This is a genomic window from Pantoea sp. MHSD4 (assembly GCF_021043305.1).
Lineage (GTDB): Bacteria > Pseudomonadota > Gammaproteobacteria > Enterobacterales > Enterobacteriaceae > Pantoea > Pantoea eucalypti.
On record NZ_JAJNDH010000001.1, the window covers coordinates 493,762 to 519,298 of the forward strand.

Below are 25,537 nucleotides of genomic sequence, written 5' to 3' on the forward strand. Positions count from 1 at the left end.
GCGCGGCAGATTGAAAGGAGCTCACATGGCAATTTTAGTAACGGGCGGAGCAGGGTATATCGGCTCCCATACCGTACTGGCGCTGTTGCAGCGCGGTGATGATGTTGTGGTTCTGGATAACCTCTGCAATGCCTCACGCGAAGCGATTAATCGCGTTGAGAAACTGGCGGGTAAAAAAGCGACCTTCGTTGAAGGCGATATCCGTGACCGTGCCTGCCTGCGTGATTTATTCGCGTCAAATAGCATTTCAGCCGTCATCCACTTCGCAGCCCTGAAAGCAGTGGGTGAATCAACCCGCATGCCGCTGGAATACTACGAGAACAACGTAGCAGGCACCGTGGTACTGCTGGAAGAGATGCGCAACGCCGGCGTCTGGAACTTCATCTTCAGCTCATCAGCGACCGTTTACGGCGCAGATGCACCGGTTCCATACGTTGAGACCACCCCGATTGGCGGTACCACCAGTCCTTACGGCACCTCTAAACTGATGACCGAGTTCGTGATGCGCGACTTCGCTAAAGCAGAGCCGAAGTTCAAGGCCATTGCCCTGCGTTACTTCAACCCGGTTGGCGCGCATGAGTCTGGCGAAATTGGTGAAGACCCGACGGGTATCCCGAACAACCTGCTGCCATACATTGCGCAGGTTGCGATTGGGCGTCTGGAGAAGCTGGGCGTGTTTGGCGGTGATTACGATACGCCAGACGGTACCTGCCTGCGTGACTATATCCACGTGGTAGACCTGGCGGAAGGGCACCTGAAAGCACTGGACCACCTCAATAAAGTTGAGGGCTACACGGCCTTTAACCTGGGCGGCGGCAAAGGCTTCTCTGTACTGGAGATGATCAAGGCGTTTGAGAAGGCGTCTGGTAAAGCGATTCCGTTTGAAATTAAGCCACGCCGTGATGGCGATTTGCCTGCATTCTGGGCCGATGCGTCACTGGCGAACAGTACGCTCGACTGGCGCGTGACGCGCGGCATCGATGAGATGATGCGCGATACGTGGAACTGGCAGAGTAAGAACCCGGATGGGTTTAAGTAGCTGAAAACAGAAGGCGAACATAGGTTCGCCTTTCTTATATTTGGTTTGAATTATCTTATAAGACCTTTCTCAATATTCTGATTGCATCGTCCTGGCGCATCAGCAACCATCATCTGTGCCTGCAAAGCGCTCATAAGTTGAACTAACACCCTCGGCATAATCGCATTTTATTCGTAATAGCTATACCTGAGTGATAGAATTTACGATGGTTGAATGATAAACCCACTTAACTAATTTCATTAATAAAGTGATATCAATCAATTGAATGCTGAACACCTGGCGAGTTCATGTTTCAGCATACTTATTCGGTCAAAGATAATCAGCATCGTGGGAGCTGTAACCCAGGGGCGGTAGCGTGCTCTGAAAACACCTATGATTGTCTGCTTCTTATTCAGGCGCCCATGCCTCAGATAGCTTGTCAGGAATAAATACGTTATGAAGATTCTTATCACTGGTGGTGCAGGTTTTATCGGTTCAGCGGTTGTGCGTCATGTTATCAACAATACGAACGATGAAGTCATAAACGTTGATAAACTTACTTACGCAGGCAATCTTGAATCGTTGAAAGAGATTAGCAGTAATCCACGCTACACCTTTAAGCAGATCGATATCTGCGACGGTCAGGCTATCACTGAAGCGTTAAATGAATTTCAGCCAGATGCCATCATGCACCTTGCCGCAGAAAGCCATGTAGACCGTTCAATCACCGGTCCGGCGGAATTCGTACAGACCAACGTGGTTGGCACCTATGCACTGCTAGAGGCAAGCCGTCAGTACTGGAGCGCTCTGCCTGAAGAGCGTAAATCAGCTTTCCGTTTTCACCATATTTCAACGGATGAAGTCTATGGTGACTTACCTCATCCGGACGAGATGGACGGTGAACTACCGCTGTTTACCGAAGAAACCCCTTATGCGCCAAGCAGCCCTTACTCGTCAACGAAGGCAGCCAGCGATCATCTGGTACGCGCCTGGGGCCGAACCTACAAGTTGCCGGTGATTGTGACAAACTGTTCAAACAACTACGGTCCTTACCATTTCCCGGAAAAACTGATCCCGTTGATTATCAGTAATGCGCTGGAAGGCAAACCGTTACCTATCTATGGCAAAGGCGACCAGATTCGTGACTGGCTCTATGTTGAAGACCACGCGCGCGCGCTCTATACCGTGGTGAAAAATGCAGAGACCGGCACTACCTATAACATCGGTGGTCATAACGAAAAGAAAAACATCGATGTTGTGCTGAAAGTCTGCGAACTGCTGGATGAGCTGCGACCAAAGGCAACCCCGTACAGCGATCAGATTACCTACGTTCAGGATCGTCCGGGTCACGATCGCCGCTACGCGATCGACGCCGCTAAGATCGAAAAAGATCTTGGCTGGAAACCGGAAGAGACCTTTGAAACGGGCCTGAAAAAAACCGTTGAATGGTATCTCAACAATTCGCAGTGGGTTGAGCATGTCAAGAGTGGTGCTTATCAGAACTGGATCGAAGAAAATTACGAGAAGCGTAGCTAATGAATATTTTGCTTTTTGGTAAAAACGGTCAGGTGGGTTGGGAGTTACAACGGGCGCTGGCTCCGCTTGGGAAATTGACGGTTGTTGACCGTCAATCAACTGATTACTGTGGTGATTTTGAAAATCCTGCTGGCATCGCCGAGACAGTTCGAAAGCTCAATCCGAACGTGATCGTGAATGCCACTGCTTACACTGCTGTTGATAAAGCCGAAACTGAGCAAGATAAAGCGCACGTGGTCAATGCAACGTCTATTGAAGCATTGGCACAGGCAGCCGAGGAAATCGGCGCGTGGCTGGTTCACTACTCAACGGATTATGTTTTTGACGGTTCAGGTGATAGACCCTGGCGCGAAGATGATGCAACCGCTCCGCTGAATGTTTATGGACAGAGTAAGCTGGAAGGTGAGCAAGCCATTGTCCGCCACATGAGCCGCTATCTTATTTTCCGTACAAGCTGGGTCTACGCAGCTAAAGGTAATAACTTTGCCAAAACGATGCTGAAACTGGCAAAAGATCGCGATTCATTATCAGTAATCAATGACCAGTTTGGTGCACCAACCGGCGCTGAGTTGATTGCTGACTGCACTGCTCATGCAATCAGAGTAGCTCTGAATGACAGGACCGTTACTGGTCTGTATCACCTGATTGCAGGGGGAGAGACAACCTGGCATGCCTATGCCACTAAAGTGATAGAGTTTGCAAAAGCGCAAGGCATCGAACTGCAGGTACAGGCAATTAAAGCTGTGCCAACGAGTGCGTTCCCTACACCGGCTAAACGACCGGCAAACTCAAGACTCAATACAGAAAAGTTTCAACAGGCCTTTGGTCTGAACCTGCCCGACTGGACAGTTGGCGTTGAACGTATGTTGCTTGAAACTCTTATTTAATAGAAGCAGGCCGCAATAGCGGCCTGGCCAATTAAGGTGAAATTGTGAAAAAGAATAAAGGCATTATTCTCGCTGGTGGCTCAGGAACGCGCCTCTATCCGGTAACGATGGCAGTCAGCAAGCAATTGCTGCCGGTTTACGACAAACCAATGATTTACTATCCGCTCAGTACGCTGATGCTGGCAGGAATTAATGACATTCTGATCATCAGTACCCCGCAGGACACGCCGCGCTTTGAAAGTCTGCTGGGAGATGGCTCACAGTGGGGAATTTCGATTCAGTATAAAGTTCAGCCTAGCCCTGATGGTCTTGCTCAGGCATTTATCATTGGTGAAGAGTTTATTGGTGACGACTCCGTCGCATTGATCCTTGGCGACAATATTTTCTATGGTCACGATCTTTACAAGCAACTTGAAGCTGCATCGATGAAAGATGATGGGGCAACTGTCTTTGCCTATCACGTCACTGACCCTGAGCGTTATGGCGTTGTTGAATTTGATAAAGATGGCAAAGCCATTTCTCTGGTCGAAAAACCTGAACATCCTCGCAGCAACTATGCAGTGACCGGTCTCTATTTCTATGACAACAGTGTTGTGGAGATGGCGAAAAACCTTGCGCCATCACCCCGCGGTGAACTGGAGATTACGGATATCAACCGTATCTACATGGAGCAGGGGAAGCTTTCTGTATCAATTATGGGCCGCGGACACGCCTGGTTAGATACAGGCACACATCAAAGTCTGATGGAAGCGAACAATTTTATCCAGACTATAGAATCACGTCAGGGTCTAAAAGTTGCCTGCCCGGAAGAAATCGCATTCAGAATGGATTTCATTAATAAAGAGCAATTACAGGAACTGGCTAAACCATATCTTAAAAATGAATATGGCAAATACCTGATGGCGCTGGTTGAAGGACGTTTATAATGAATATTATTGATACTAAAATTCCTGATGTAAAAATCATTGAGCCTAAAGTGTTTGGTGACGAACGTGGTTTCTTTCTGGAAACATTCCAGAGTGAAAAATATAAACACGCGCTCAATATCGAAGGTGAATTCGTACAGGATAATCACTCACGTTCAGCAAAAAATGTATTAAGAGGTTTACACTTCCAGCGCAATAATCCTCAAGGGAAGTTGGTTCGTGTTGTAAGAGGCGAAGTATTTGATGTCGCAGTCGACATCAGACCCGAATCACCAACGTTTAAACAATGGGTAGGGGTCTATCTCTCAGAAGAAAATAAAACCCAATTCTGGGTTCCGCCGGGCTTGGCTCATGGCTTTGTGGTCATTTCAGATTATGCAGACTTTGAGTATAAATGTACCAATTATTATGATCCGTCAAGCGAAGGTTGTCTTTCATGGAATGACCCAGAATTAGGGATTGACTGGCCTGTTTCAGACCCTATTCTATCTGAAAAAGATAAATCCGGATTGCTGCTTTCTGAGTTAAAATAATTACATCAGAAATTGATAATAAGGGTGAGCCAAAGAAAAGCCCATCCTTAAATTGTTTGAAACGTGTAACTTATTAAATCTTACTAAGCAATATATAAATATTAATCAGGAAAAATTAAGTTTACGTCAGGTTTTATGAATATCAACGGGTGTAACTAAATAGATTTCAAAAATCAATCAACATTGGTTCGATCATCATCACCTTTGGGACTGTGTTAGCTTAAGATTAAAAAATATTTCGTCACAGCAGTAAATACTCCAGCCCCAGCTTTTAAGAGATTACTAATGAATCCGCATAGTTCGAGATCTACCTCGCTCTTTTCTCTGATTCGTCAGACATGGGCAAATCGAAATCTTATTTTTCAAATGACTAAACGAGAGATTGTTGGTCGTTATCGCGGTTCAACAATGGGTATCCTGTGGTCATTTATTAACCCCATTTTTATGCTCATGGTTTACACCTTCGTATTTTCAGTCGTTTTTAAAGCTCGATGGGGAACAGCTGGAGCGCTTAACGAATCTAAGACTGATTTTGCCGTTATTCTATTTGTCGGCTTGATTATCCATAGTCTTTTTGCCGAAACACTTAGCCGTGCTCCTTCTCTGATACTTGGCAATGTAAACTATGTCAAAAAAGTGGTTTTTCCTTTAGAGATATTGCCGGTTGTGAGTTTTCTAAGTGTGCTCTTCCATAGTTTTATTAGCATGATCGTTTTGATAACCGCTTTTTTCATATTTAATGGTTACATTCACTGGACAATAATCTTCATACCGGTTGTTGTTTTTCCATTGGCATTATTAACTTTAGGCTTGACCTGGTTTCTATCATCGTTGGGCGTCTATCTGCGAGATGTGGGGCAGACAATAACTATAATAATGACTGTGATGATGTTCTTGTCTCCTGTGTTCTATCCGATATCCTCTCTTCCTGAAAACTTGCGTCCGTTGATAATGCTTAATCCGTTAACATTTATTATTGAGCAGGCCAGAGCGGTTCTTATCTGGGGCAAGTTACCTGATTTTACTGGTGTTGGAATCTATACAGTTATCTCATTATTGGTAATGTGGCTGTGTTACGTCTGGTTCCAAAAAACGCGAAAAGGTTTTGCTGATGTCCTTTAAAGAAAATGCGATTGTAATAGATGGCGTAAGTAAATGTTTTCAAGTTTATGACAATCCAGTACGAAGACTAAAGCAGTTTATTGTTCCAAAAGTTGACCGGGTAGTAGGACGTGAAAGCCGGGCTTATCATGAAGATTTTTGGGCTTTGAGAGATGTTTCTTTTGTTTTACCAAAAGGTGAGACAATGGGAATAGTGGGACGAAATGGTTCGGGCAAATCTACTTTACTTCAGATTATTGCCGGTACATTAACGCCAACATCCGGCAGTGTAACTGTCAATGGACGAGTTGCGGCTCTGTTGGAACTGGGTGCTGGTTTCAACAGCGATTTTAGTGGACTTGAAAATGTTTACCTCAACGCATCGCTCATGGGTTTAACGCGAGAGGAAACGGAGTCAAGGCTGGATGATATTCTTTCGTTCGCGGATATCGGGCACTTTATAAATTCTCCTGTACGGTCTTACTCAAGTGGAATGCTGGTTCGCCTTGCATTTGCAGTGCAGGCTCAGATCGAACCGGAAATTCTAATCGTTGATGAAGCGCTTGCTGTGGGGGATGCAAAGTTTCAGGCGAAATGTTTTGCCCGATTAAAAAAGCTAAAACAAAATGGCACTTCAATTCTCTTTGTTTCACATGCAACTGAACAGATAGTCACTCATTGCGATCGAGCATTGTTACTGGATGGTGGAACTACTCAGCTGTCTGGTGCACCACGTGATGTCATTAACCGCTACCTGGATATATTGTTTGGTAAGAAAAACACTTCAGACAATACACGTGATGAAGTCGATAAGCAGATTTCTATCGCTGCTGAAGGTGAGAGAGAGCGCCTGGGGCGTGAAACGGATGCAGAAGAAGCTGCTAAGAGTAAAACTGATACGCAACGTAAGTTAGACAGCACTTATCACGAACGCGCGCATTATAATCCTTCTGAATATAGATGGGGTGATAAAGCTGCTGAAATTTATGACTATTATTTTGAGCAGGATGGTAAAGGTTTTCCTGGTATATTCGAACCTAAAAAGAAAATAAAGTTTCTATTTAAGATAATTAGCCATGAGCTAATTTTCAGGCCTATTTTTGGTTTCGCTATTAAAACTAAAGATGGAGTTACCATTTATAATACCAATAGTGAATGGCAATCAGTTTCTATTGTTGAAGAAGCAAAGCCTGGTGAGACCTTTTTTTTATCAGTTGAAGTGCCTAATCTTCTTTTTGAAGGTGACTATTTTATCTCTGTAGGTATTGCAAGTAGTAATGCCCAGGGTGAAATAATTCCTCATGACCGTCGCTATGATTCAATTCATTTACCTGTAGGCCCAGTTGGTACTTTTACGGGTTTGGCCGATTTAAACGCGAGAATAAAACTTGAAAATGGCTAATTTAGAAAATATTTTGTTAAAGGCTGGCTTTCGTAAAAATGAAGAAACTGCGCTCTGGTCTCCTGCTACCATGAGAGACTTCGCTTACAGTGATGGAGACGATTCTGAAAATTACATTTTTGACACTATACGTAATGCCTCGGATGTGACTGTTGATTCTAAAGAGTTAGGAAAGTTTATTGTTGACTGGCCCTCAACCTATCATCTTAGCTCTGTCCGGGCTAATTTATTACGTCCATTCCAGAGTTGGATGAAAGATAAACGCATTTTGGAAATTGGCTGTGGATGCGGGGCCATTAGTCGGTATCTTGGAGAAAATGCAGCAGAAGTTGTCTCTGTAGAGGGGAGTTATCGTCGTGCAAATATTGCACGTTCTCGTTGCCGGGATCTGGATAATGTCACTGTTATTTGCGCACCCTCAGATACACTACCAGACTTGGGCAAGTTTGACGCAGTTTTACTCATTGGTGTTCTTGAATATGCCCGTGTTTTTATTGGCGAGAAAGGAGAGCAGCATCTTTTAAAAGCCTGTAAAGAGCGTTTGAAAGATGATGGTAAAATCTTTGTAGCCATTGAAAATAAAATTGGCATCAAATATTTTGCAGGCGCGCGTGAAGACCATGTCAACATACCGATGTTTGGTATTAACAACAGTTATGACAAACAAAGCGTAGTTACCTTCGGAAGAAAAGAATTAATAAGTGAGCTTAATGAAGCTGGTTTCACTGATACGCTGGAGTATCTTCCTTTACCTGACTATAAATTACCCTGTGCTGTAGTTACTCCACTGGGATGGCAAAATTACTCTAAAGAGTTAAGTCAATTAGCTGTTGAAAGCGCCCATAAAGAAAAACAGGTTGTACCTCAATATTTGTTTTCTCTTGAACAGGGCATTAAAAATATCTGGAATAATGAAATTGCGGCTGATCTATCAAGTTCCTTTTTGATGGTATCAAGTATGAATAAACAAGAGTCTGTTCATAAGAATGTTGCTGCTATCTATTATTCTGATGATAGAAATACCGAGAATAAAAAGAACGTTGAATTTATTAAAACAAATGAAGGTTTGTCTGTTTCTTCCGGTTCAAGCCAGGATGGTGAAGTGTTATGTGAAGAACTGGAAAGGTTTATCTACGGACAATCATTATGGTCAGATCTTTTAAGGATTGTTAACCGCCCTGATTGGTTGGTAGAAGAATTAGCCGCATGGGCGAAAGGCTGGCTTGATCAGCTTCAGCTGAAAGCTTGCGTTTCACTGGATATCGACAAAGATATTTTATTGCCTGATTCTTATCTGGATGCGTTACCATTTAACGTGATTAAAAAGGATACTGGCGAGTTTGTTTTCTTCGATCAGGAATGGCACGCATCAGAAAGTATAACTTTGGGGTACGTTGCTTATCGCGGTATATATCACTCCTTATTGCGAGTAACTTCTGCAGGTAACAGTAAGTTTTGTAATAGTAACAACATAGCCGATTTGACTGTTGCCACATTAAATGTCATTGGTTTCTCTTGTTCTGCTGCGGACTCAAGAAATTATTTAAGACAGGAAGCTAATTTCCTGGCACAAGTTCAGCATAAAAATGCTGAAGAAATTTATAGTATGCTTAAAGAATTTTCTTTAAGTATGCGAGCTGAATACTGGCTTGACTCTAATGACTACAATTCACTAAAAGGGCATGCAGAAAATCGTCAGCGTCACTATCTAAGCCGTATTGAAGATCTTGAAAAATCTCTTCAGGGTGAACATGAGAATAGTGTCAGACTTCAGCATGAGCTAAATCAACTACATGCAATATATGCTCAACAAGGCCATCTTCTGGATCAGTACCGGCATGACATCGAGAAAATTTTAAACTCTGCAAGCTGGAAAATCTCTGCTCCATTTCGTGTTGCAGGCCGTCGTCTACCTGAAAGATTTAGGGCGCCGGCAAAAAGAACAATTTTCAAAATGTTTTATCTTGGTCAGAAAGTAAAAGTAAAAACAGGAAGTTTATTAGTGAGAGTTAATGCACCTGACAGCAATCTGAAACGAAGCTTACGCGATTTTTTACGGAATCTTTATCTTCAGTTGCCTGAACGATACAAAGATAAAGCTCTTAAATTAGCTATGAAGGTCCGGCCGAGTTGGTTCAGGCATCATCCAGCCTTTAACCAGGCTCAATATGAGCAGGGAATTATTAACAACAACAAAGATGTTCATCCGACCTTTCTTTCTCGCCGCAATGATGGCACTTATTCATTTGCTGAACGCCCTGATGAGTATGTCTATATCCCGGCTAAAAAACCAAATTTCTTCGAAGACAAGCTCAATGAACTTGAAGTACAGCCTCTTTTTTCGATTATTGTTCCTATCTATAACACGCCATTAGATTTGTTAGAATTGATGGTTAAATCGGTTGAGAATCAGTGGTATTCTAATTGGGAACTGGTTCTCGCTAATGATTGCAGTCCGGATAAGGAGATCGTACCAGCACTGAACGCCTTCAAAGATCCCCGGATTAAAGTAATCCATATGGATAAAAATCAGGGGATCGCAGGAGCAACCAATATTGCTATTGATAATGCAAGTGGTGATTATATAGTCTTCCTGGATCATGATGACGAGTTAACTGAAGATTGTTTATTTGAATTTGCTAAATGTATAAATGAAGAAGACCCGGACTTTATTTATAGTGATGAGGACAAGTTCACACCTGAAGGCAACTATTCTCAACCCCACTTTAAACCAGACTGGTCTCCGGACACGATGATGGGAACAATGTACACCTGTCATGCTGCGTGTGTTCGATTGAGCGTTGCCCAGAAATTAGGTGGATTACGTACGGAATTCAATGGTTGTCAGGATTGGGATTTCATTTTAAGACTCTGTGAACTGACTCAGAAAATTTCCCATATTCCTAAAGTTCTTTATCACTGGCGTATTATCCCAGCTTCTGTTGCTTCTGATATTACTGCTAAGCCCTATGTCCTGGCTGCCTCAAAGGCTGTACGTGAAGATGCCCTTAAACGTCGTGGTATTGATGGAATCGTTGAAGAGTTACCTGGCTATCACGGGTATTTCCGCGTTAACTATAATCTTCGCGCTGAAACCCTGGTATCAATTATTATTCCGACACGTGATAACCATGATGTACTTTCTCGCTGTATCAGCTCAATCACAGATAAGACTGCATGGAAACATTATGAAATTGTGATTGTCGATAACGGCTCTCAAAAGAGAGAAACGCTTGATTATCTTGATAAAGTCGCTCTTAATGACAATATCTCAGTCATCAGGCACGACAAACCATTCAACTTTTCAGAACTTAATAATGTTGGGGTTGGGCATGCGAAGGGGAGTCTGTTACTTTTCCTCAATGATGACACTGAAGTGCTGCAGGAAGATTGGCTTCAACGATTAGGCGGTTATGCTCAGCAGAAACATGTTGGTGCAGTTGGTGCTAAACTTGTTTATGCTGATGGACATACTATCCAGCATACAGGCGTTCTTAATTTGCAGACCGGGCCAGTTCATGCTTACATTGGCCACGATAAAAACAATCCTGGGTACTTTTTACGCAATCAGATTGAGTATAACTGGCTTGCTGTCACCGGTGCATGTTTGATGATAGATCGTCAAAAATATGAATCAATCAACGGTTTTGATGAGTCTTTCCCGATTGCTTATAATGATGTCGATATTTGTATGCGTCTTGTTGAAAAAGGCTATTACAATGTTATGTGTCAGGCTGTAACATTGATTCATCATGAATCAGTGTCTCGAGGACTTGACCACATGGATGAGGTAAAAGTTAAGCGTCTACAAAATGAATTAGGTCGCCTTAATAGCAAGCATCCTCAATACTATCAGCATGACCCATTCTATAATGTGAATTTTGCTTTCAATGGACATAATTTCGAGATTATGAAATGATTATTTACGATAACACTGTTAATCCTGCTTATACGAAAGAAGAGATGGATCTGATTTCACTTCGTCATTTAGCTAAAGACGCCAGAGTTATCTCCTTTGATTTTTTCGATACCCTCTTTGTTCGACCTCTGGATGATCCGGAAGACGCCTTTGATCTTCTGGCAAATAAGTTTCTAATTCCTGACTTCAGACAATTACGCCGTAAAGCACAAAAGGATGCTTTTGTGCAGATGGTCAAAGAAGGCCGGAAAGAAATAACATTAAGAAATATTTATAACAATTTCCATGATAGCCGGGCAGATAGTGAAAGCATCATGGAAGCTGAATATCAGCTTGAATTAGCACTTGTTGAACCTAATCCATTTTTTAAGGATTTCTTCAATGAACTGATTGCTGCTGGTAAAACAGTGGTTATTACTTCTGACATGTATCTTGATGAAGGTTTCTTTCGGGAAGCATTGAGTAAATACAATATGGCTGAAGTCCCTCTGTTCATTTCGGCCGATCGTAATGCAACCAAGCGCGATACCGGAGAAATATTCGACTTTTTAATTGCTGAATGCGAAGTTGAACCTCATGAGGTTTTACATATCGGTGACAATGAGTTAGCTGATTATATTAAGCCACGTGAAAAAAATATCCGTGCGTGGCACTACGAGCCAATTCATCTGGCGAATAAAGGAAAGAAACAGTCCCTGGCTTCCTCCTTGATTAACGGAATGCTCCGGACCTTGCAGTCTGAAAATATTAATGCAGACTCTTTTCAGAAATTAGGCTACAAGTATCAGGCGCCTGCAACATGGGGATTTCTGGAGTGGATTCGTAAGCAAAGCATTGCCGATAGCATTGACAAATTATTATTTGTTTCGCGTGATGGTTATTCACTCGAAAGGATAGCATCGCATCATTTTCAGGGTAAGTTGCCAGAGTTTTCCTATTTTATGGGATCCCGTATTGCCTTTAACCTGGCTTTAATGGATGAAGCTAATTTTAATGAGAATCTCAGTTTTCTGATGTCAGGATCTGATGGTTTATCACCTGGTGAATTACTGGAGCGTATTGGTGTAGAGCCTCCAGCAGATGAAGTAATGTTGTCTGTAGGTATTGCTCCTGACATGATCATAGCGCCAGATAACTATGACTTAGTGCATAAGTTCCTTATTGCATTACGTGCAGAGATTCTCAAAGTATGCCAGCGTAATCGACGTGGACTATTTATGTATCTTCATTCTTTAGGTATTAATGAGGGGGATACGGTAGCTATGGTTGATGTTGGCTGGAGTGGAACCACGCAAGAAGCATTCATTCATACTGTAAAAAAATTTATGAACATAAATGTTATTGGCTACTATTTCTGCATTGCCAATACGTATGAAAGAAAACGACGTTCGCCGCATCAGATCATGAAAGCTTTCATTAACAATGACTCTACCAGTCCAGCTTTAGTGGATAAGATTTATGAAAACCGGGTAGCAATTGAGTTGTTTTTCTCTGCACCACATAATACGGTTATAGGTTATAAGCCTATTAAAAATACAGTACTTCCTGTAACGGATCCCGGACGTATAAAGTCTAAGGACCATAATTTAATCAATGCGCAACTAACTGAAGGTGTCGATAGGTTTAGTGAGGATTTCCTGCATATGATAGGGAGATTGCAGGTCAAACTGACCCCTATGCAGCTTGCTCAGCCCTTAATTTCGTTGACGACTAATGATGACTGGCGCAAAAATAAATTATTTATGCAGATAGAAAACTTTGATTCATGGGGCAGTACACGTAACAAAGTTATCAAGTTTCAGGATTATTTTCAGAACACCTCTCAATGCTGAATAAGCCGCTAAAGGGACATGTTGCTATTCTGATGGGCACCTACAATGGTGCCCCATACATAGAAAAGCAACTTAATTCAATTAAACACCAGAAATGGAAAAACTGGTCTTTATGGGTTTCAGACGATGGCTCCAGTGATGATACGCGTTCAATTATAGAAAGTTCTTTTTCAAAAAATCAGAATGATTGCACTTTATTGCAAGGGCCAGAACAAGGTTTTTGCGAAAATTTTAAATCTATGATCGGCAACGAAAACATTATTTCGGATTATTATGCGTTTGCTGACCAGGATGATATATGGCTTCCTGATAAACTGTCACTTGCAGTGAGTTACCTTAGTTCATTTTCTAAAGAGACGCCGGTAATATATTGTTCACGAACTCAGTTAATTGATAAGGATGATAATGTTATTGGTTACTCATCTCTCAACCATAAAAAACCTGGGTTTTCTAATGCACTAATACAAAATATCGCAAGCGGCAATACTATGGTTTTCAATCATGCCGCACGTCAACTTTTTCATAAAACGCTCTCATTTCCGATGATTGCACATGATTGGACTCTATATCTGATAGTTACTGCATGTGGTGGTTCTGTTTTCTATGACCCATTGCCCACGGTACTATACAGGCAACATACAGCTAATTTAATCGGAAATGGAATGAAATTGAGTACACGATTTGGCAATCTCTTTGATGCCTATCGTGGTCGTAACAGGCGCTGGAATGATCTTCATTTCCAAATTTTAGACTTTATTTACCTCCACATGACGTTCGAAAATCGTGCCAGGTATAATGCTTTTCGGCAGATACGAAACAGTAATATTTTCAGTCGCTTGAAATTATACAAAGCCTCGAAAGTTTATCATCAGAACCGAGTGGGTCAGATAACGAACTTTTCATACGTTCTATTTAACAAGTTTTAAATTTGGTAATCTCGTGAAAATAATCGCATCGCTTGTACTCTATCGTCATGCTTATAAGGATATTTCACGCACATTGGATTCATTGTTATCTGAAGAAAGTATTGATAAAGTCTGTATCGTTGATAACGGTGGGCATTGCGACTGGCTAAACGATTACAAACATTCTAAGGTTTCCGTTTTGTTGCTTCAGGATAATAAGGGTTTTGGTGCGGGCCATAATAAAGCTTTTGAAAAATACCGAGCCGAATCGGAATATTTTCTTATTTGCAATCCCGATATCACATTTAATTCTGGCGAGGTTGATGCTCTTTTTAATTTTGCTACAAAAAATCATCTTGCATTAACTATACCTAAAGTCATTTATCCTGACGGAAGTCTTCAATATAGTTGTAAACTTCTGCCTACGCCCTATCAGTTATTTATGCGGCGTTTTTTCTCACCACATGTTATCGATTCAAATCGTGAATATGAACTTCACGATGCTGATTATCAACGCCCATTTTATGCCCCATCTTTTTCAGGGTGTTTTATGCTGATTAGTCAGCAGGCTCTCATCCAGACCGGTGGCTTTGATGAACGCTTCTTTCTTTATCTTGAAGATGTAGATTTATCCAGACGGGTTTCAGGTTTAGGCCTGAATGTCCAGTACTGTCCTGATTCAATGGTTGTTCATGAATCGCAAAGACGTTCATATCAGGATTTTAAGTTTCTTATTTTTCACATCGTCTCAGCGGTTCGCTATTTTAATAAATGGGGCTGGCTTATTGATCCGGAGAGAGACAGATTAAACGCTTTGTGCCTTTCCCAGTTGAACTGTAAGAATTCGTGATTAAAGACTTTTCAGAATTTACGTATTAGTGTAACTCTTCTTATAACTAATTCTATTGATCTAAACGCAGTCATGTTACTGATAACATTGTTTATGAAATGATGTATAATAGATGTTACGTTTATATTGACTGAGTTTGTCATTCGCTATTGGGATAGAGCTGAACGGCTCTGTATATATAGATCAGGAGTAAATAATGTCCAAGCAACAGATCGGCGTTGTAGGTATGGCAGTGATGGGCCGCAACCTGGCTCTTAACATTGAGAGCCGCGGTTACACTGTTTCTATCTTCAACCGTTCACGCGAAAAGACTGATGAAGTCATCGCTGAGAACCAGGGCAAGAAGCTTGCTCCTTTTTACACCGTTGAAGAGTTTGTCGAATCGCTGGAAAAACCTCGTCGTATCCTGCTGATGGTTCAGGCAGGTGAAGCGACTGATAAGACTATCGCCTCACTGACTCCACACTTGGATAAAGGTGACATCCTGATCGATGGCGGTAACACCTTCTATAAAGACACCATCCGTCGCAACAAAGAGCTTTCTGATCAGGGCTTCAACTTCATCGGTACCGGCGTTTCCGGCGGTGAAGAGGGCGCACTGAAAGGCCCATCAATCATGCCTGGCGGTCAGAAAGAAGCGTACGAGCTGGTTGCGCCGATTCTGGATAAGATCGCGGCACGTGCGGAAGATGGCGAAGCCTGTGTGGCTTACATCGGTCCGGACGGCGCGGGTCACTATGTGAAGATGGTTCACAACGGCATCGAGTATGGCGACATGCAGCTGATCGCTGAAGCTTATGCTCTGCTGAAAGGCGCTCTGGGCCTGAACAACGAAGAGCTGGCTGAAACCTTCACCGAGTGGAATAACGGCGAGCTGAGCAGCTACCTGATCGACATCACCAAAGATATCTTCACCAAGAAAGACGAAGAAGGTAAATATCTGGTTGATGTGATTCTGGATGAAGCAGCAAACAAAGGTACCGGTAAATGGACCAGCCAGAGCTCACTGGATCTTGGCGAGCCTCTGTCACTGATCACCGAGTCTGTTTTTGCCCGTTACCTCTCGTCACTGAAAACGCAGCGCGTTGCGGCCTCTAAAGTACTGAGCGGTCCACAGGCTAAAGCTTTCACCGGCGACAAAGCAGAGTTCATCGAGAAAGTTCGTCGTGCATTGTACCTGGGTAAAATTGTCTCTTATGCGCAGGGCTTCTCACAGCTGCGTGCTGCGTCAGAAGAGAACAACTGGGATCTGCATTACGGTGAAATCGCTAAGATCTTCCGCGCGGGTTGCATCATCCGTGCTCAGTTCCTGCAGAAAATCACTGATGCTTATGAAGCAGATGCAGGCATCGCTAACCTGTTGCTGGCGCCATACTTCAAAGATATCGCGGATCAGTATCAGCAGGCGCTGCGTGATGTGGTTTCTTACGCGATTCAGAACGGCATCCCGACGCCAACCTTCTCTGCGGCGATTGCTTACTACGACAGCTACCGTTCAGAAGTGCTGCCTGCCAACCTGATTCAGGCGCAGCGTGACTACTTTGGTGCGCATACCTATAAGCGCATTGACAAAGATGGTGTGTTCCACACCGAGTGGTTAGATTAATCACTAAAAAGGGCTTCCCTCGGGAAGCCCTTTTTTTATCCTACCAGCAAATCCCCGCTCCGAATCTCCTTCTCACCCGCCAGCCGTACCACTAGCATGCCTGCCGTCGCAAATCTTACCCAGTGTCTCGCATAGAGGATACCGCCATGTTCTGCCACCAGTGGTGTGATATGGTCAGTAATCGGATCGACAATCTCAGCGACCACTTCTCCTGGCCGAATCTGTGCGCCCAGCGGTTTACGATGCAGAATCAGACCTGACACCGGCGAATGAATATATTCGCAACCTGCTAACGGCGTAGGGGGATTTTTCAGGGCAGGTGAGGCCGCCGCTGATCCCTCGCTGTGACGCTCTTTAATCACACCTGTCTCTCCCGGCGCTTCAGCAACGTCAGGCACGTTTAAACCAATCGGTCCGTCATTGATTGCCACGATATCGTCACCGCCCGCGCTTGCCGGAACCAGTTCATCGCCACCGATTACAGGTGCAGCCACTTCCACGGAAATTGAGGGCTCGCTGTAGCCGATATAACCGCCTTCCTGCAGTGCCGAAATAATCGCATCTGCATCTTTCTCCGCCTGTTCAGGCGACACATCACGCACGCCACGCAACTCCAGCGTCACCGGCAGCAATCCACGTGGCATGGGGTAATCTTTGCCAAAGCGTTCTGCCAGCGTCAGCCAGGGTTCGCAGCAGGCTTCATCAAACGGTTCACCGCCAGAGATCTGCGCCAGCAGCTGCACTTCACTGCCTAACCATCGCGCCAGCGGCTCAATGTCCGGCCAGGCATGCGGCGTGGTGTAGAGATGCGGCACGGCTTCCCAGTCACAGTGCAGGTCAATCATTAGATCCGCCTGGCTGGCCATTCGCATCAGCGTATAACGCTGCGCATCCAGCTCCGTTTTTGGCACGGTATCGCGATAGTGACGATCGATCGCGTCGCGAATCAGGCTTCGGTTCTGCGATTCACTCTGCGTCAGACTATCCGCCAGCCCGGCCGCCAGCGTGGTACCCAGTGACGGGAAACGGCGATTAAAGTCCTGACCAGAGAGCGTATGGAAACGACCCAGATGGGTGCCGTGCCAGTGCTGTCCCAGCGCCAAGGGATTAGCAACCGGCACCAGGGTAAACGCGGCTTTAAGCTGTCCGGCGGACTCCAGCGACTGCAGTCTTTGTTTCAGAAACCATGCCACCGCCATACCGGGCAGTTCGTCACCATGCAGTGCAGCCTGGATATAGACCTGACGCTCATGGTCCGGAGCAAAATGAAAACTGATGATTTCACGCTGGGTGCCTAAAGAGGCGCTTAACAGTGGATGATGTTGTTGATGCATACCGTGTTAATGTCCTTTAATCGGCAAAGGACGACAGCGCGCCGTCCTGAAAAAGTTAAAGTATAGTGCCGGATCGCGGTGAGGACGAAAAAGGGCGACCGCGAGGTTACTGCTGGATAGAGATATCCGTAGCGAAATAGCGCTTCTGGATCTGGTCAAACGTGCCGTTCTTTTTGATTTCGGCAAAGGCATTATCCAGCGCCGTTTTCAGCTCCGCATCGCCTTTGCGCAGGCCGATTGCCGTGCCGGGGCCGATAATCGGATCCTGAATAATCGGGCCAGCCAGCTCAAAGTCTTTACCCTGCGGATGCTTCAGGAAGCCAATGGCCGCCTGTGCCGCATCAGTGAAGACCGCATCCAGCCGGCCTGATACCAGATCGCTTTCAACCTGGGCCTGATCGCCATAAGGCACTACGGTCACACCATGCGGCTGCCATTTCGCCAGCGCATAGCGCTCCTGTACCGTTCCCTGTTCCACGCCGACTGTTTTCCCTTTCAGGGATTCAACCGTTGGCAGTATGCCAGAACCCTTACGGGCGATTAGCTGGGTGTGGGTGTCATAGAGCGGCACGGTGAAATCGATCTGTTTAAGGCGCTCTTCGGTAATGCCCATGTCAGAGAGAATGGCATCGAATTTACGCGCTTTCAGCGCCGGGATCATGCCGTCAAACTGGCTTTCAACCCAGACGCATTTCGCCTGCATCTGGGTACAGAGCGCATTGCCCAGATCGATATCAAAGCCGACCAGCTTGCCCTGTGGTGTTTTCGATTCAAACGGTGGATAGGTCGGGTCGACCGCGAAACGCACCTGTTCGATTTTCGCCTGCGCGCCAAACGCACAACCAGCCATAACCGCCACTGCCAGCGTCTGACGCAGGCGTTGAGTGAAAATGTTCATGATTTTGCTCTTATTCTGTCGTGATGAATGTTTATGCAGAGTATCGCCGGGCTGCCGGGATGGCAATTACTGCGTTATCTTCACCACGTCAGCCGCGCACAGCGACCGGTAATCTTCGGTGTTCAGGATCACTGAGCGCTCCAGCAGACCGGCGTTAAACGCGATCTCCGGATAACGTTCAAACAGCGTGGGGTCAACGACCAGTCTGAGGTCAGGATGAAAGCTGAACGGCGGGATAGCCCCGAATACACAACCGGTCAGCAGTTCGGTCTCTGTCGGGCTGGCGAGTGAGGCGCGCCGTCCACCGACCGCCGCTGCGACTTTACTCAGGTCGGCCTGCTGATCAGCCGGTAACACCGCCAGCACGTGCTGTTTCACGCCATTGCCTTTCACATGACAGACCAGCGCTTTCGCGCCCTGGCCAATTTCGGTGCCGCGTATCGCCGCAACCGCTTCACATTTACCGGTCGCCTCATGCTCCATCAGGCGATAGCGTGCCTGGTGCTTGTCGAGCAGGGCGATTAATTTTTCATGGGTCGTCACGGTTCTCTCCCCGAGGTTTGAGTCGCCATTATTGTGCGGGATGGGGGTGAGGATTGAGAAGGATTCTGCTCAGAATCCCCATAAAAGTGAAATTCTGAGCAGCATATTGCACAATTATTTATGGCGGGCGCGCAGGTTGTTGATCACAGCACTGAAGTCCAGATCCTGATCCTGTAACAACACCATCAGGTGATAGACCAGGTCGGACGCTTCATTAGTGAGTTCATCCCGATCGTTGACGGTGGCCGCCAGCGCGGTCTCAACCCCTTCTTCGCCCACTTTCTGCGCAATGCGCTTGGTGCCGCTGGCGTAAAGCCGGGCAGTGTAGGAGCTTTCAGGATCGGCCGTTTTGCGAGACGCCAGCAGTTCTTCCAGCTGATAGAGGAAAGTCCACTCAGGCACAGCCGGCGAGAAGCAGCTGGTGGTGCCCAGATGGCAGGTCGGGCCAATCGGGTTTGCCAGCACCAGCAGCGTGTCGTTATCGCAGTCAGGCGTAATGCTTACGACCTGCAGAAAATGGCCGGAGGTCTCGCCTTTGGTCCACAACCGGTTTTTGGTGCGGGAGAAAAAGGTGACATTACCTTCTGCCAGCGTTTTTTCCAGCGCCTCTGGGTTCATATAGCCGTGCATCAGCACTTCGCCTGAGACGTTATGCTGAACGATGACCGGCATCATGCCCTGTGTTTTGTCCCAGTCGAGCTGGGACAGTTGTTGTTCGGTTAGCACGCGCGAATCTCCACTCCGTTGTCGATCAGGAAGCTTTTCAGCTCACCAATATTAATAATCTGCTTATGGAATACCGAGGCCGCTAAAGCACCATCCACATTCGCCTCAGTAAACGCGTCGAGGAAGTGCTGCATCGTGCCGGCACCGCCAGAGGCAATCAGGGGCACGTTGCAGACTTCACGCATTTTCTTCAGCTGCACCAGGTCATAGCCGTTACGCACGCCATCCTGGTTCATCATGTTCAGCACGATTTCGCCTGCACCCAGTTTCTGGACTTCCTGCACCCACTCCAGTGTTTCCCACTGTGTCACGCGGGTACGCGCCTCGTCACCGGTGTACTGATTCACCTGATACTTACCGCTGGCTTCATCAAACCAGGTATCAATGCCGACCACAATACACTGAACACCGAAACGGTCAGCGAGGCGGGTGATCAGCGAAGGATCGGCCAGCGCTGGTGAGTTAATCGAAATCTTATCCGCACCAAACTCCAGAATGCGCGCCGCGTCTTCCGGGGTTTTAATCCCGCCTGCTACGCAGAACGGAATATCAATCACCTCAGCCACGCGCGACACCCAGCTTTTGTCGACGACGCGGCCATCAGATGAGGCGGTTATGTCATAGAACACCAGTTCATCGGCACCTTCAGCGGCATAGCGCTGCGCCAGCGGCACGATGTCGCCGATGATCTCGTGATTGCGAAACTGTACGCCTTTGACCACCTGGCCGTCACGTACGTCCAGGCAGGGAATTATCCGTTTTGCCAGCATGCAATCGCCTCCGAAACAGTGAATTTATCTTCCAGCAGCGCACGTCCGACAATTACGCCCTGAACACCGCTACCGCGCAGGGCGGCGATATCATTGAGGCCACCAATGCCACCCGAAGACTGGAAAGCAATCGTCGGGAAGCGCGCCGTGACTTCCTGATAGAGCGCAACGTTGGAGCCGCTCAGGGTACCGTCGCGGGAGATATCGGTGCACAGCACGTGCTTCAGACCCACCTGCTGAAAATCGGTAATGACCTCCTCCAGCGTCACGCCTGCCGCTTCCTGCCAGCCACTGATTGCGACTTCTTTGCGGTTACTGGCATCAATGCGCACGTCTAACGCGAGCACAATCGCCTCTGCGCCAAACTCCGCAAACCAGCGCTTTACCTCTTCAGGCTGTTTCACCGCGGTGGAACCAACCACCACACGACTGGCTCCGGCTTCCAGCAGCGCGTGAACATCGTCCCGGCTGCGAATGCCGCCACCGACCTGCACCGTGACATCAACGCCGTTAAGCAGAGTTTTCAGCAGCGCAATCTGGCGTTTCGCCGGATCTTTCGCGCCGGTTAAGTCCACCAGATGCAGCACGGTCGCGCCCTGGCTTACGTAATCCTGCAGACGGGGCAGCGGATCGCTGCCGTAATCGCGCTGTTGACCATAATCGCCCTGATGCAGACGAACCACTTTTCCGTCAATTAAATCTAACGCGGGGATAATCATTACATCTCCAGGAAGTTTTTCAGCAGCTGCGCGCCCGCTTTGCCCGAGCGTTCCGGATGGAACTGGACGCCGAAGAAGTTATCTTTCTGCACCGCGGCAGTGAAGGCTTCACCGTAGTGACACTGGGCGATGGTGCTGGCGTTAACGGGCATGGCGTAGCTGTGGACGAAGTAGAAGTAGCATCCTTCGTCGATGCCACGGAACAGATGATTTCCCGCCTGCGCGGTAATCTGGTTCCAGCCCATGTGCGGTAACGGCAGGCCGTGGGTGTCCATCAAAGACACTGGCTCATCGATAATGCCCAGGGTCGGCACGCCGCCATTTTCATCGCTGCCGCGTCCCAGCAGCTGCATACCCAGGCAGATCCCCAGCACCGGCTGGGTACAGGCTTTCACCAGATCGATCAGGTCACGCTCCTGCAGCTGATTCATTGCTGCCTGTGCGGTGCCGACGCCGGGCAGAAAGAGTTTGTCGGCGCGCAGCACCACATCGGGATCGCGGCTCACGTCCGGGGTGTAACCCAGACGTTCAATCGCCCATTTTACCGATGAGAGGTTGGCGCAACCGGTATCCATGATCACCACGTTCATCACAGCACTCCCTTCGAGCTTGGCAGCGTATTGCCCTCAACGCGGATCGCCTGGCGCAACGTACGACCAAAGGCTTTAAACAGGCTCTCGACCCGGTGATGGTCGTTCTTGCCTTTGGTTTTCAGATGCAGCGTGCTCATCATGGCGTAGGAGAGCGAGCTGAAGAAATGCTCGACCATCTCGGTGCTGAGATCGCCCACGCGTTGATAGTTGAACTCTGCTTTGAACTCGATGTGCGGTCGGCCGGAGATATCCAGCGCACAGCGCGCCAGACATTCATCCATCGGCAGCACAAAGCCAAACCGGCCAATGCCGCGTTTATCTCCCAGCGCTTTCAGCAGCGCTTCGCCGAGTGCCAGACCGGTATCTTCCACCGTGTGGTGATCGTCAATGTAGAGATCGCCTTTTACTTCGATGTGCATGCGGAACCCGCCGTGCACCGCAATCTGGTCCAGCATATGGTCGAAGAAACCCACGCCAGTATTGATTTTGCTGCCGCCTTCGCGGTCCAGCCACAGTTCAACACGCACCTGCGTCTCTTTGGTGTTGCGCTGCACCAGCGCATGGCGATCTCGCTGGGTCAGACGCTGCTGGATGGTCTGCCAGTTCTCGCCGTCAGCGCCGTAGCGGATAGGCTGAATGCCCATGTTCTCCGCCAGTTGAACGTCGGTCAGGCGATCGCCAATCACGTAACTGTTGGCGGTATCCAGTGCGCCCTCTGCCAGCCAGGCTTCAACCATTTTGGTTTTGGGCTTGCGGCAGTCGCAGTGGTCGTCCGGCATGTGCGGACAGATCAGTACATCGTCAAACGCAATGCCCTGCGAGGTCAGAACCTGCATCATCAGATTGTGCGGACCATCGAAATCGGCTTGCGGAAAACGGGCGGTGCCCAGACCATCCTGATTGGTGATCATCACCAGGCGATAACCGGCGGCCTGCAGCGCCAGCAGCGCCGGGATAACGTCTGGCTCAAACGCCAGCTTATCCAGTCGGTCCACCTGATAATCTTCAGGCGGCTCAGAGATTAATGTACCGTCGCGGTCAATAAAAAGGGTCTTCTGGCTCATGCTTGCTCCACAGAAAAGGCTTGCAGCGCGGCGATCACTCGTGCGCACTCTTCACGCGTGCCGATGGAGATGCGCAGACATCCCGACAGGCCCGGATTTTTGTTCTGATCACGCAGGATAATGCCCTGATCCCATAAGGTTTTGAAGACTTTTGGTGAATCGGTAAAGCGCGCCAGAACATAGTTAGTCTCGCTGGGGAAAACCTGCTCAACGCAGGCCAGCTGAGGCAGTTCGGCCAGAAGCCAGCTGCGGTTTGCATTCAGCTCCGCAACATGTTCACGCATCAGCGCAATACCCTGTTCACTTAATGCCTGACCGGCCACATCGGCCACCGGGGTCGCCAGCGGGTAGGGCGCAATCACTTTCATCAGCAGGTCGATAACGGGCTTATTGGCCAGCGCAAAGCCGCAACGCAGGCCCGCCAGCGCAAAGGCTTTCGAGAGGGTACGCAGGACCACCAGGTGCGGATAATCCTTCAGCCAGCCAGTCAGCGTCGCCTGAGGACAAAATTCAATATAGGCTTCATCGGCCACCACCAGCGCTTTACCGGCAGTCATCGTCAGCAATTGACGGATATCCTCCTGATTAATCAGGTTGCCGGTCGGGTTGTTCGGGCTGCAAAGATAAACGACTTTCACGCCGTCCAGCTGTTCCGCGATAGCAGGCAGATTCAGCTGCCAGTCGCTGAGCGCCGGCGCGGTACGGTATTCAATGCCGATGGTTTCGGCGCTGACGCTGTACATGCCATAAGTCGGTGGACAGAACAGAATCGCATCCTGCCCCGGCTCACAAAAAGCGCGCATGATCAGTTCAATCGCTTCATCCGCCCCACGGCTCACCAGCACCTGCTCCGGCGTTAAACCTGCGTAGGCCGCATAGCGCTCAATCACGATTTTCGGCTGACACTCCGGATAGCGGTTCAGTGTCTGCTGTGACAGTTCAAACGGCACCGGCAACGGAAACTCGTTGGCGTTAAGCCAGACATCGCCATTGCCACCCAGACGACGCGCCGACATATAAGGCGTGAGAGCGCGTACATTGGCGCGCGCCAGCTGCTCAATATCCTGACTCATGCTTGCTCCTTTAGTGCGGCAACGCGCAGGGTGACGGCATTTTTGTGGGCATCCAGCTGCTCGGCGGCGGCCAGGGTTTCAATGGTCGCGGCCAGATTCAGGAAGCCCTGTGGCGTCAGCTCCTGCACCGTCATGCGTTTCTGAAAATCAGCCAGACCCAGGCTGGAACAGGTCGAAGTATAACCGTAGGTCGGTAACACGTGATTGGTGCCTGAGGCGTAATCGCCTGCGGACTCCGGTGACCAGTCGCCTAAAAATACCGAACCGGCGCTGGTGATGGACTCCACCAGATCGCGTGGCTGGCGGGTCTGCAGAATCAGGTGCTCCGGGCCGTAAAGATTGGAAATCTCAACGCATTGCTCAAGGTCGCGCGCCACGATCAGGCGGCTGCTTTCCAGCGCCTGACGCGCCGTGGCCGCACGCGGCAACTGCGCCAGCTGCTGCTCAACGGCGACCGCGACCGCTTCGGCCAGCTTAAGTGACGGCGTCAGCAGAATCACCTGCGAGTCAGGACCATGTTCGGCCTGTGAGAGCAGATCAGACGCAACAAACGCGGGGGTGGCACCTTCATCAGCAATCACCAGCACTTCTGAAGGCCCGGCTGGCATATCAATCGCGGCGCCATCAAGACGCTGACTCACCTGACGTTTTGCTTCTGTGACCCAGGCATTGCCCGGACCAAAAATCTTGTCGACGCGCGGCACGGTTTCCGTACCGAAGGCCAGCGCGGCGATAGCCTGCGCGCCACCCACCTGGAACACCTCTTCTACGCCACACAACTGCGCGGCATAAAGAATCTCATCGGCAATCGGCGGCGGCGAACAGAGCACTACGCGGCCACAACCAGCGATACGGGCAGGTGTCGCCAGCATCAGCACGGTAGAGAAGAGCGGGGCGGAACCACCAGGAATATAGAGTCCGACCGATTTCACCGGGCGAGTGATCTGCTGGCAGCGCACGCCAGGCTGTGTTTCAACATCCACCGGCGGCAGAATCTGCGCGTTGTGGAAGGTTTCGATATTCCCCACCGCGACGGCCATCGCCTGCTTCAGTTCGTCACTTAAACGGGCGCTGGCTTCTGCTATCTGCTGCGGCGTCACGCGCAGGTTTTCCACCTGCGCTTTGTCGAAGCGGGCACTGAACTCGCGCAGAGCGTCATCGCCGTTCAGCTTTACCTGTTCCAGCACGTTGCGCACCGTCAGCGTGACGTTTTCAGAGGCGGCGATAGCGGGACGTAACAGCAGCGCCTGCTGCTGTTCGGGGGTGCACTGCTGCCACTCAATCGGGGTAGAAAAGGCCATG

22 protein-coding genes are annotated in these 25,537 nt (G+C 47.9%); 12 read left to right on the forward strand and 10 right to left on the reverse strand.

Going from position 1 to position 25,537, the window contains the following annotated elements:
• Nucleotides 1–25 precede the first annotated feature (25 nt).
• The 12 genes from galE (at nucleotide 26) to gndA (ending at nucleotide 16,515) form a co-directional block, all read left to right on the forward strand.
• Nucleotides 26–1,039, forward strand: coding sequence for a UDP-glucose 4-epimerase GalE (galE, locus tag LQK91_RS02180; protein WP_039659805.1), 1,014 nt, complete (start codon nucleotides 26–28; stop codon nucleotides 1,037–1,039).
• 435 nt (nucleotides 1,040–1,474) lie between these two features.
• The gene (rfbB, locus tag LQK91_RS02185) at nucleotides 1,475–2,554 is read left to right on the forward strand and encodes a dTDP-glucose 4,6-dehydratase (protein ID WP_004571295.1); all 1,080 of its coding nucleotides are present in this window, start codon (nucleotides 1,475–1,477) and stop codon (nucleotides 2,552–2,554) included.
• A complete protein-coding gene (gene rfbD / locus LQK91_RS02190) occupies nucleotides 2,554–3,441 on the forward strand; it encodes a dTDP-4-dehydrorhamnose reductase (protein WP_039659807.1) in 888 nt (295 codons plus the stop codon). Before rfbB ends, rfbD begins: the two co-directional genes overlap by 1 nt.
• A 44-nt stretch (nucleotides 3,442–3,485) precedes the next feature.
• Complete coding sequence (rfbA, locus tag LQK91_RS02195) at nucleotides 3,486–4,367, forward strand: glucose-1-phosphate thymidylyltransferase RfbA (protein ID WP_039659808.1); 882 nt, start codon at nucleotides 3,486–3,488, stop codon at nucleotides 4,365–4,367.
• Complete coding sequence (gene rfbC, locus LQK91_RS02200; protein WP_039659809.1) at nucleotides 4,367–4,900, forward strand: dTDP-4-dehydrorhamnose 3,5-epimerase; 534 nt, start codon at nucleotides 4,367–4,369, stop codon at nucleotides 4,898–4,900. Before rfbA ends, rfbC begins: the two co-directional genes overlap by 1 nt.
• A gap of 285 nt (nucleotides 4,901–5,185) precedes the next feature.
• Nucleotides 5,186–6,022 carry an ABC transporter permease gene (locus tag LQK91_RS02205; RefSeq protein WP_039659810.1) on the forward strand — a complete coding sequence of 279 codons (837 nt, stop codon included), beginning with the start codon at nucleotides 5,186–5,188 and terminating at the stop codon, nucleotides 6,020–6,022.
• Nucleotides 6,012–7,403 carry an ABC transporter ATP-binding protein gene (locus tag LQK91_RS02210; protein ID WP_004571300.1) on the forward strand — a complete coding sequence of 464 codons (1,392 nt, stop codon included), beginning with the start codon at nucleotides 6,012–6,014 and terminating at the stop codon, nucleotides 7,401–7,403. The genes LQK91_RS02205 and LQK91_RS02210 overlap by 11 nt, the downstream gene beginning before the upstream one ends.
• Complete coding sequence (locus LQK91_RS02215) at nucleotides 7,396–11,322, forward strand: glycosyltransferase (RefSeq protein WP_052250638.1); 3,927 nt, start codon at nucleotides 7,396–7,398, stop codon at nucleotides 11,320–11,322. The genes LQK91_RS02210 and LQK91_RS02215 overlap by 8 nt, the downstream gene beginning before the upstream one ends.
• The gene (locus LQK91_RS02220; RefSeq protein WP_052250639.1) at nucleotides 11,319–13,154 is read left to right on the forward strand and encodes an HAD family hydrolase; all 1,836 of its coding nucleotides are present in this window, start codon (nucleotides 11,319–11,321) and stop codon (nucleotides 13,152–13,154) included. The genes LQK91_RS02215 and LQK91_RS02220 overlap by 4 nt, the downstream gene beginning before the upstream one ends.
• Nucleotides 13,148–14,080 (forward strand): glycosyltransferase family 2 protein, encoded by a 933-nt coding sequence (locus tag LQK91_RS02225; RefSeq protein ID WP_039659812.1) that lies wholly within the window; start codon nucleotides 13,148–13,150, stop codon nucleotides 14,078–14,080. The genes LQK91_RS02220 and LQK91_RS02225 overlap by 7 nt, the downstream gene beginning before the upstream one ends.
• A 13-nt stretch (nucleotides 14,081–14,093) precedes the next feature.
• The gene (locus LQK91_RS02230; RefSeq protein WP_039659814.1) at nucleotides 14,094–14,909 is read left to right on the forward strand and encodes a glycosyltransferase family 2 protein; all 816 of its coding nucleotides are present in this window, start codon (nucleotides 14,094–14,096) and stop codon (nucleotides 14,907–14,909) included.
• Nucleotides 14,910–15,105: 196 nt separating this feature from the next.
• The gene (gene gndA, locus LQK91_RS02235; protein WP_039659816.1) at nucleotides 15,106–16,515 is read left to right on the forward strand and encodes an NADP-dependent phosphogluconate dehydrogenase; all 1,410 of its coding nucleotides are present in this window, start codon (nucleotides 15,106–15,108) and stop codon (nucleotides 16,513–16,515) included.
• 35 nt (nucleotides 16,516–16,550) lie between these two features.
• On the opposite strand, the gene LQK91_RS02240 is transcribed toward gndA, so the two are convergent.
• The 10 genes from LQK91_RS02240 to hisD form a co-directional block, all read right to left on the reverse strand.
• Nucleotides 16,551–17,849, reverse strand: a complete 1,299-nt coding sequence (locus LQK91_RS02240; protein WP_039659817.1) for a succinylglutamate desuccinylase/aspartoacylase family protein — start codon at nucleotides 17,847–17,849, stop codon at nucleotides 16,551–16,553.
• A 106-nt stretch (nucleotides 17,850–17,955) separates the two neighbouring features.
• Complete coding sequence (locus LQK91_RS02245; protein WP_078804562.1) at nucleotides 17,956–18,747, reverse strand: ABC transporter substrate-binding protein; 792 nt, start codon at nucleotides 18,745–18,747, stop codon at nucleotides 17,956–17,958.
• 66 nt (nucleotides 18,748–18,813) lie between these two features.
• Nucleotides 18,814–19,290 carry a YbaK/prolyl-tRNA synthetase associated domain-containing protein gene (locus LQK91_RS02250; protein ID WP_105098985.1) on the reverse strand — a complete coding sequence of 159 codons (477 nt, stop codon included), beginning with the start codon at nucleotides 19,288–19,290 and terminating at the stop codon, nucleotides 18,814–18,816.
• Between the two features lie 114 nt (nucleotides 19,291–19,404).
• Nucleotides 19,405–20,016 (reverse strand): bifunctional phosphoribosyl-AMP cyclohydrolase/phosphoribosyl-ATP diphosphatase HisIE, encoded by a 612-nt coding sequence (gene hisIE / locus LQK91_RS02255; protein ID WP_004571309.1) that lies wholly within the window; start codon nucleotides 20,014–20,016, stop codon nucleotides 19,405–19,407.
• The gene (gene hisF, locus LQK91_RS02260) at nucleotides 20,010–20,786 is read right to left on the reverse strand and encodes an imidazole glycerol phosphate synthase subunit HisF (protein ID WP_004571310.1); all 777 of its coding nucleotides are present in this window, start codon (nucleotides 20,784–20,786) and stop codon (nucleotides 20,010–20,012) included. The genes hisIE and hisF overlap by 7 nt, the downstream gene beginning before the upstream one ends.
• Nucleotides 20,768–21,505, reverse strand: a complete 738-nt coding sequence (hisA, locus tag LQK91_RS02265; RefSeq protein ID WP_105098986.1) for a 1-(5-phosphoribosyl)-5-[(5-phosphoribosylamino)methylideneamino]imidazole-4-carboxamide isomerase — start codon at nucleotides 21,503–21,505, stop codon at nucleotides 20,768–20,770. The genes hisF and hisA overlap by 19 nt, the downstream gene beginning before the upstream one ends.
• On the reverse strand, nucleotides 21,505–22,095 hold the full coding sequence (gene hisH, locus LQK91_RS02270; protein WP_004571312.1) for an imidazole glycerol phosphate synthase subunit HisH: 591 nt from the start codon (nucleotides 22,093–22,095) through the stop codon (nucleotides 21,505–21,507). The genes hisA and hisH overlap by 1 nt, the downstream gene beginning before the upstream one ends.
• Nucleotides 22,095–23,162 (reverse strand): bifunctional histidinol-phosphatase/imidazoleglycerol-phosphate dehydratase HisB, encoded by a 1,068-nt coding sequence (gene hisB, locus LQK91_RS02275; protein WP_004571313.1) that lies wholly within the window; start codon nucleotides 23,160–23,162, stop codon nucleotides 22,095–22,097. Before hisB ends, hisH begins: the two co-directional genes overlap by 1 nt.
• Nucleotides 23,159–24,235 carry a histidinol-phosphate transaminase gene (gene hisC, locus LQK91_RS02280; protein WP_105098987.1) on the reverse strand — a complete coding sequence of 359 codons (1,077 nt, stop codon included), beginning with the start codon at nucleotides 24,233–24,235 and terminating at the stop codon, nucleotides 23,159–23,161. Before hisC ends, hisB begins: the two co-directional genes overlap by 4 nt.
• Nucleotides 24,232–25,536, reverse strand: coding sequence for a histidinol dehydrogenase (hisD, locus tag LQK91_RS02285; protein ID WP_105098988.1), 1,305 nt, complete (start codon nucleotides 25,534–25,536; stop codon nucleotides 24,232–24,234). The genes hisC and hisD overlap by 4 nt, the downstream gene beginning before the upstream one ends.
• Nucleotide 25,537 lies beyond the last annotated feature (1 nt).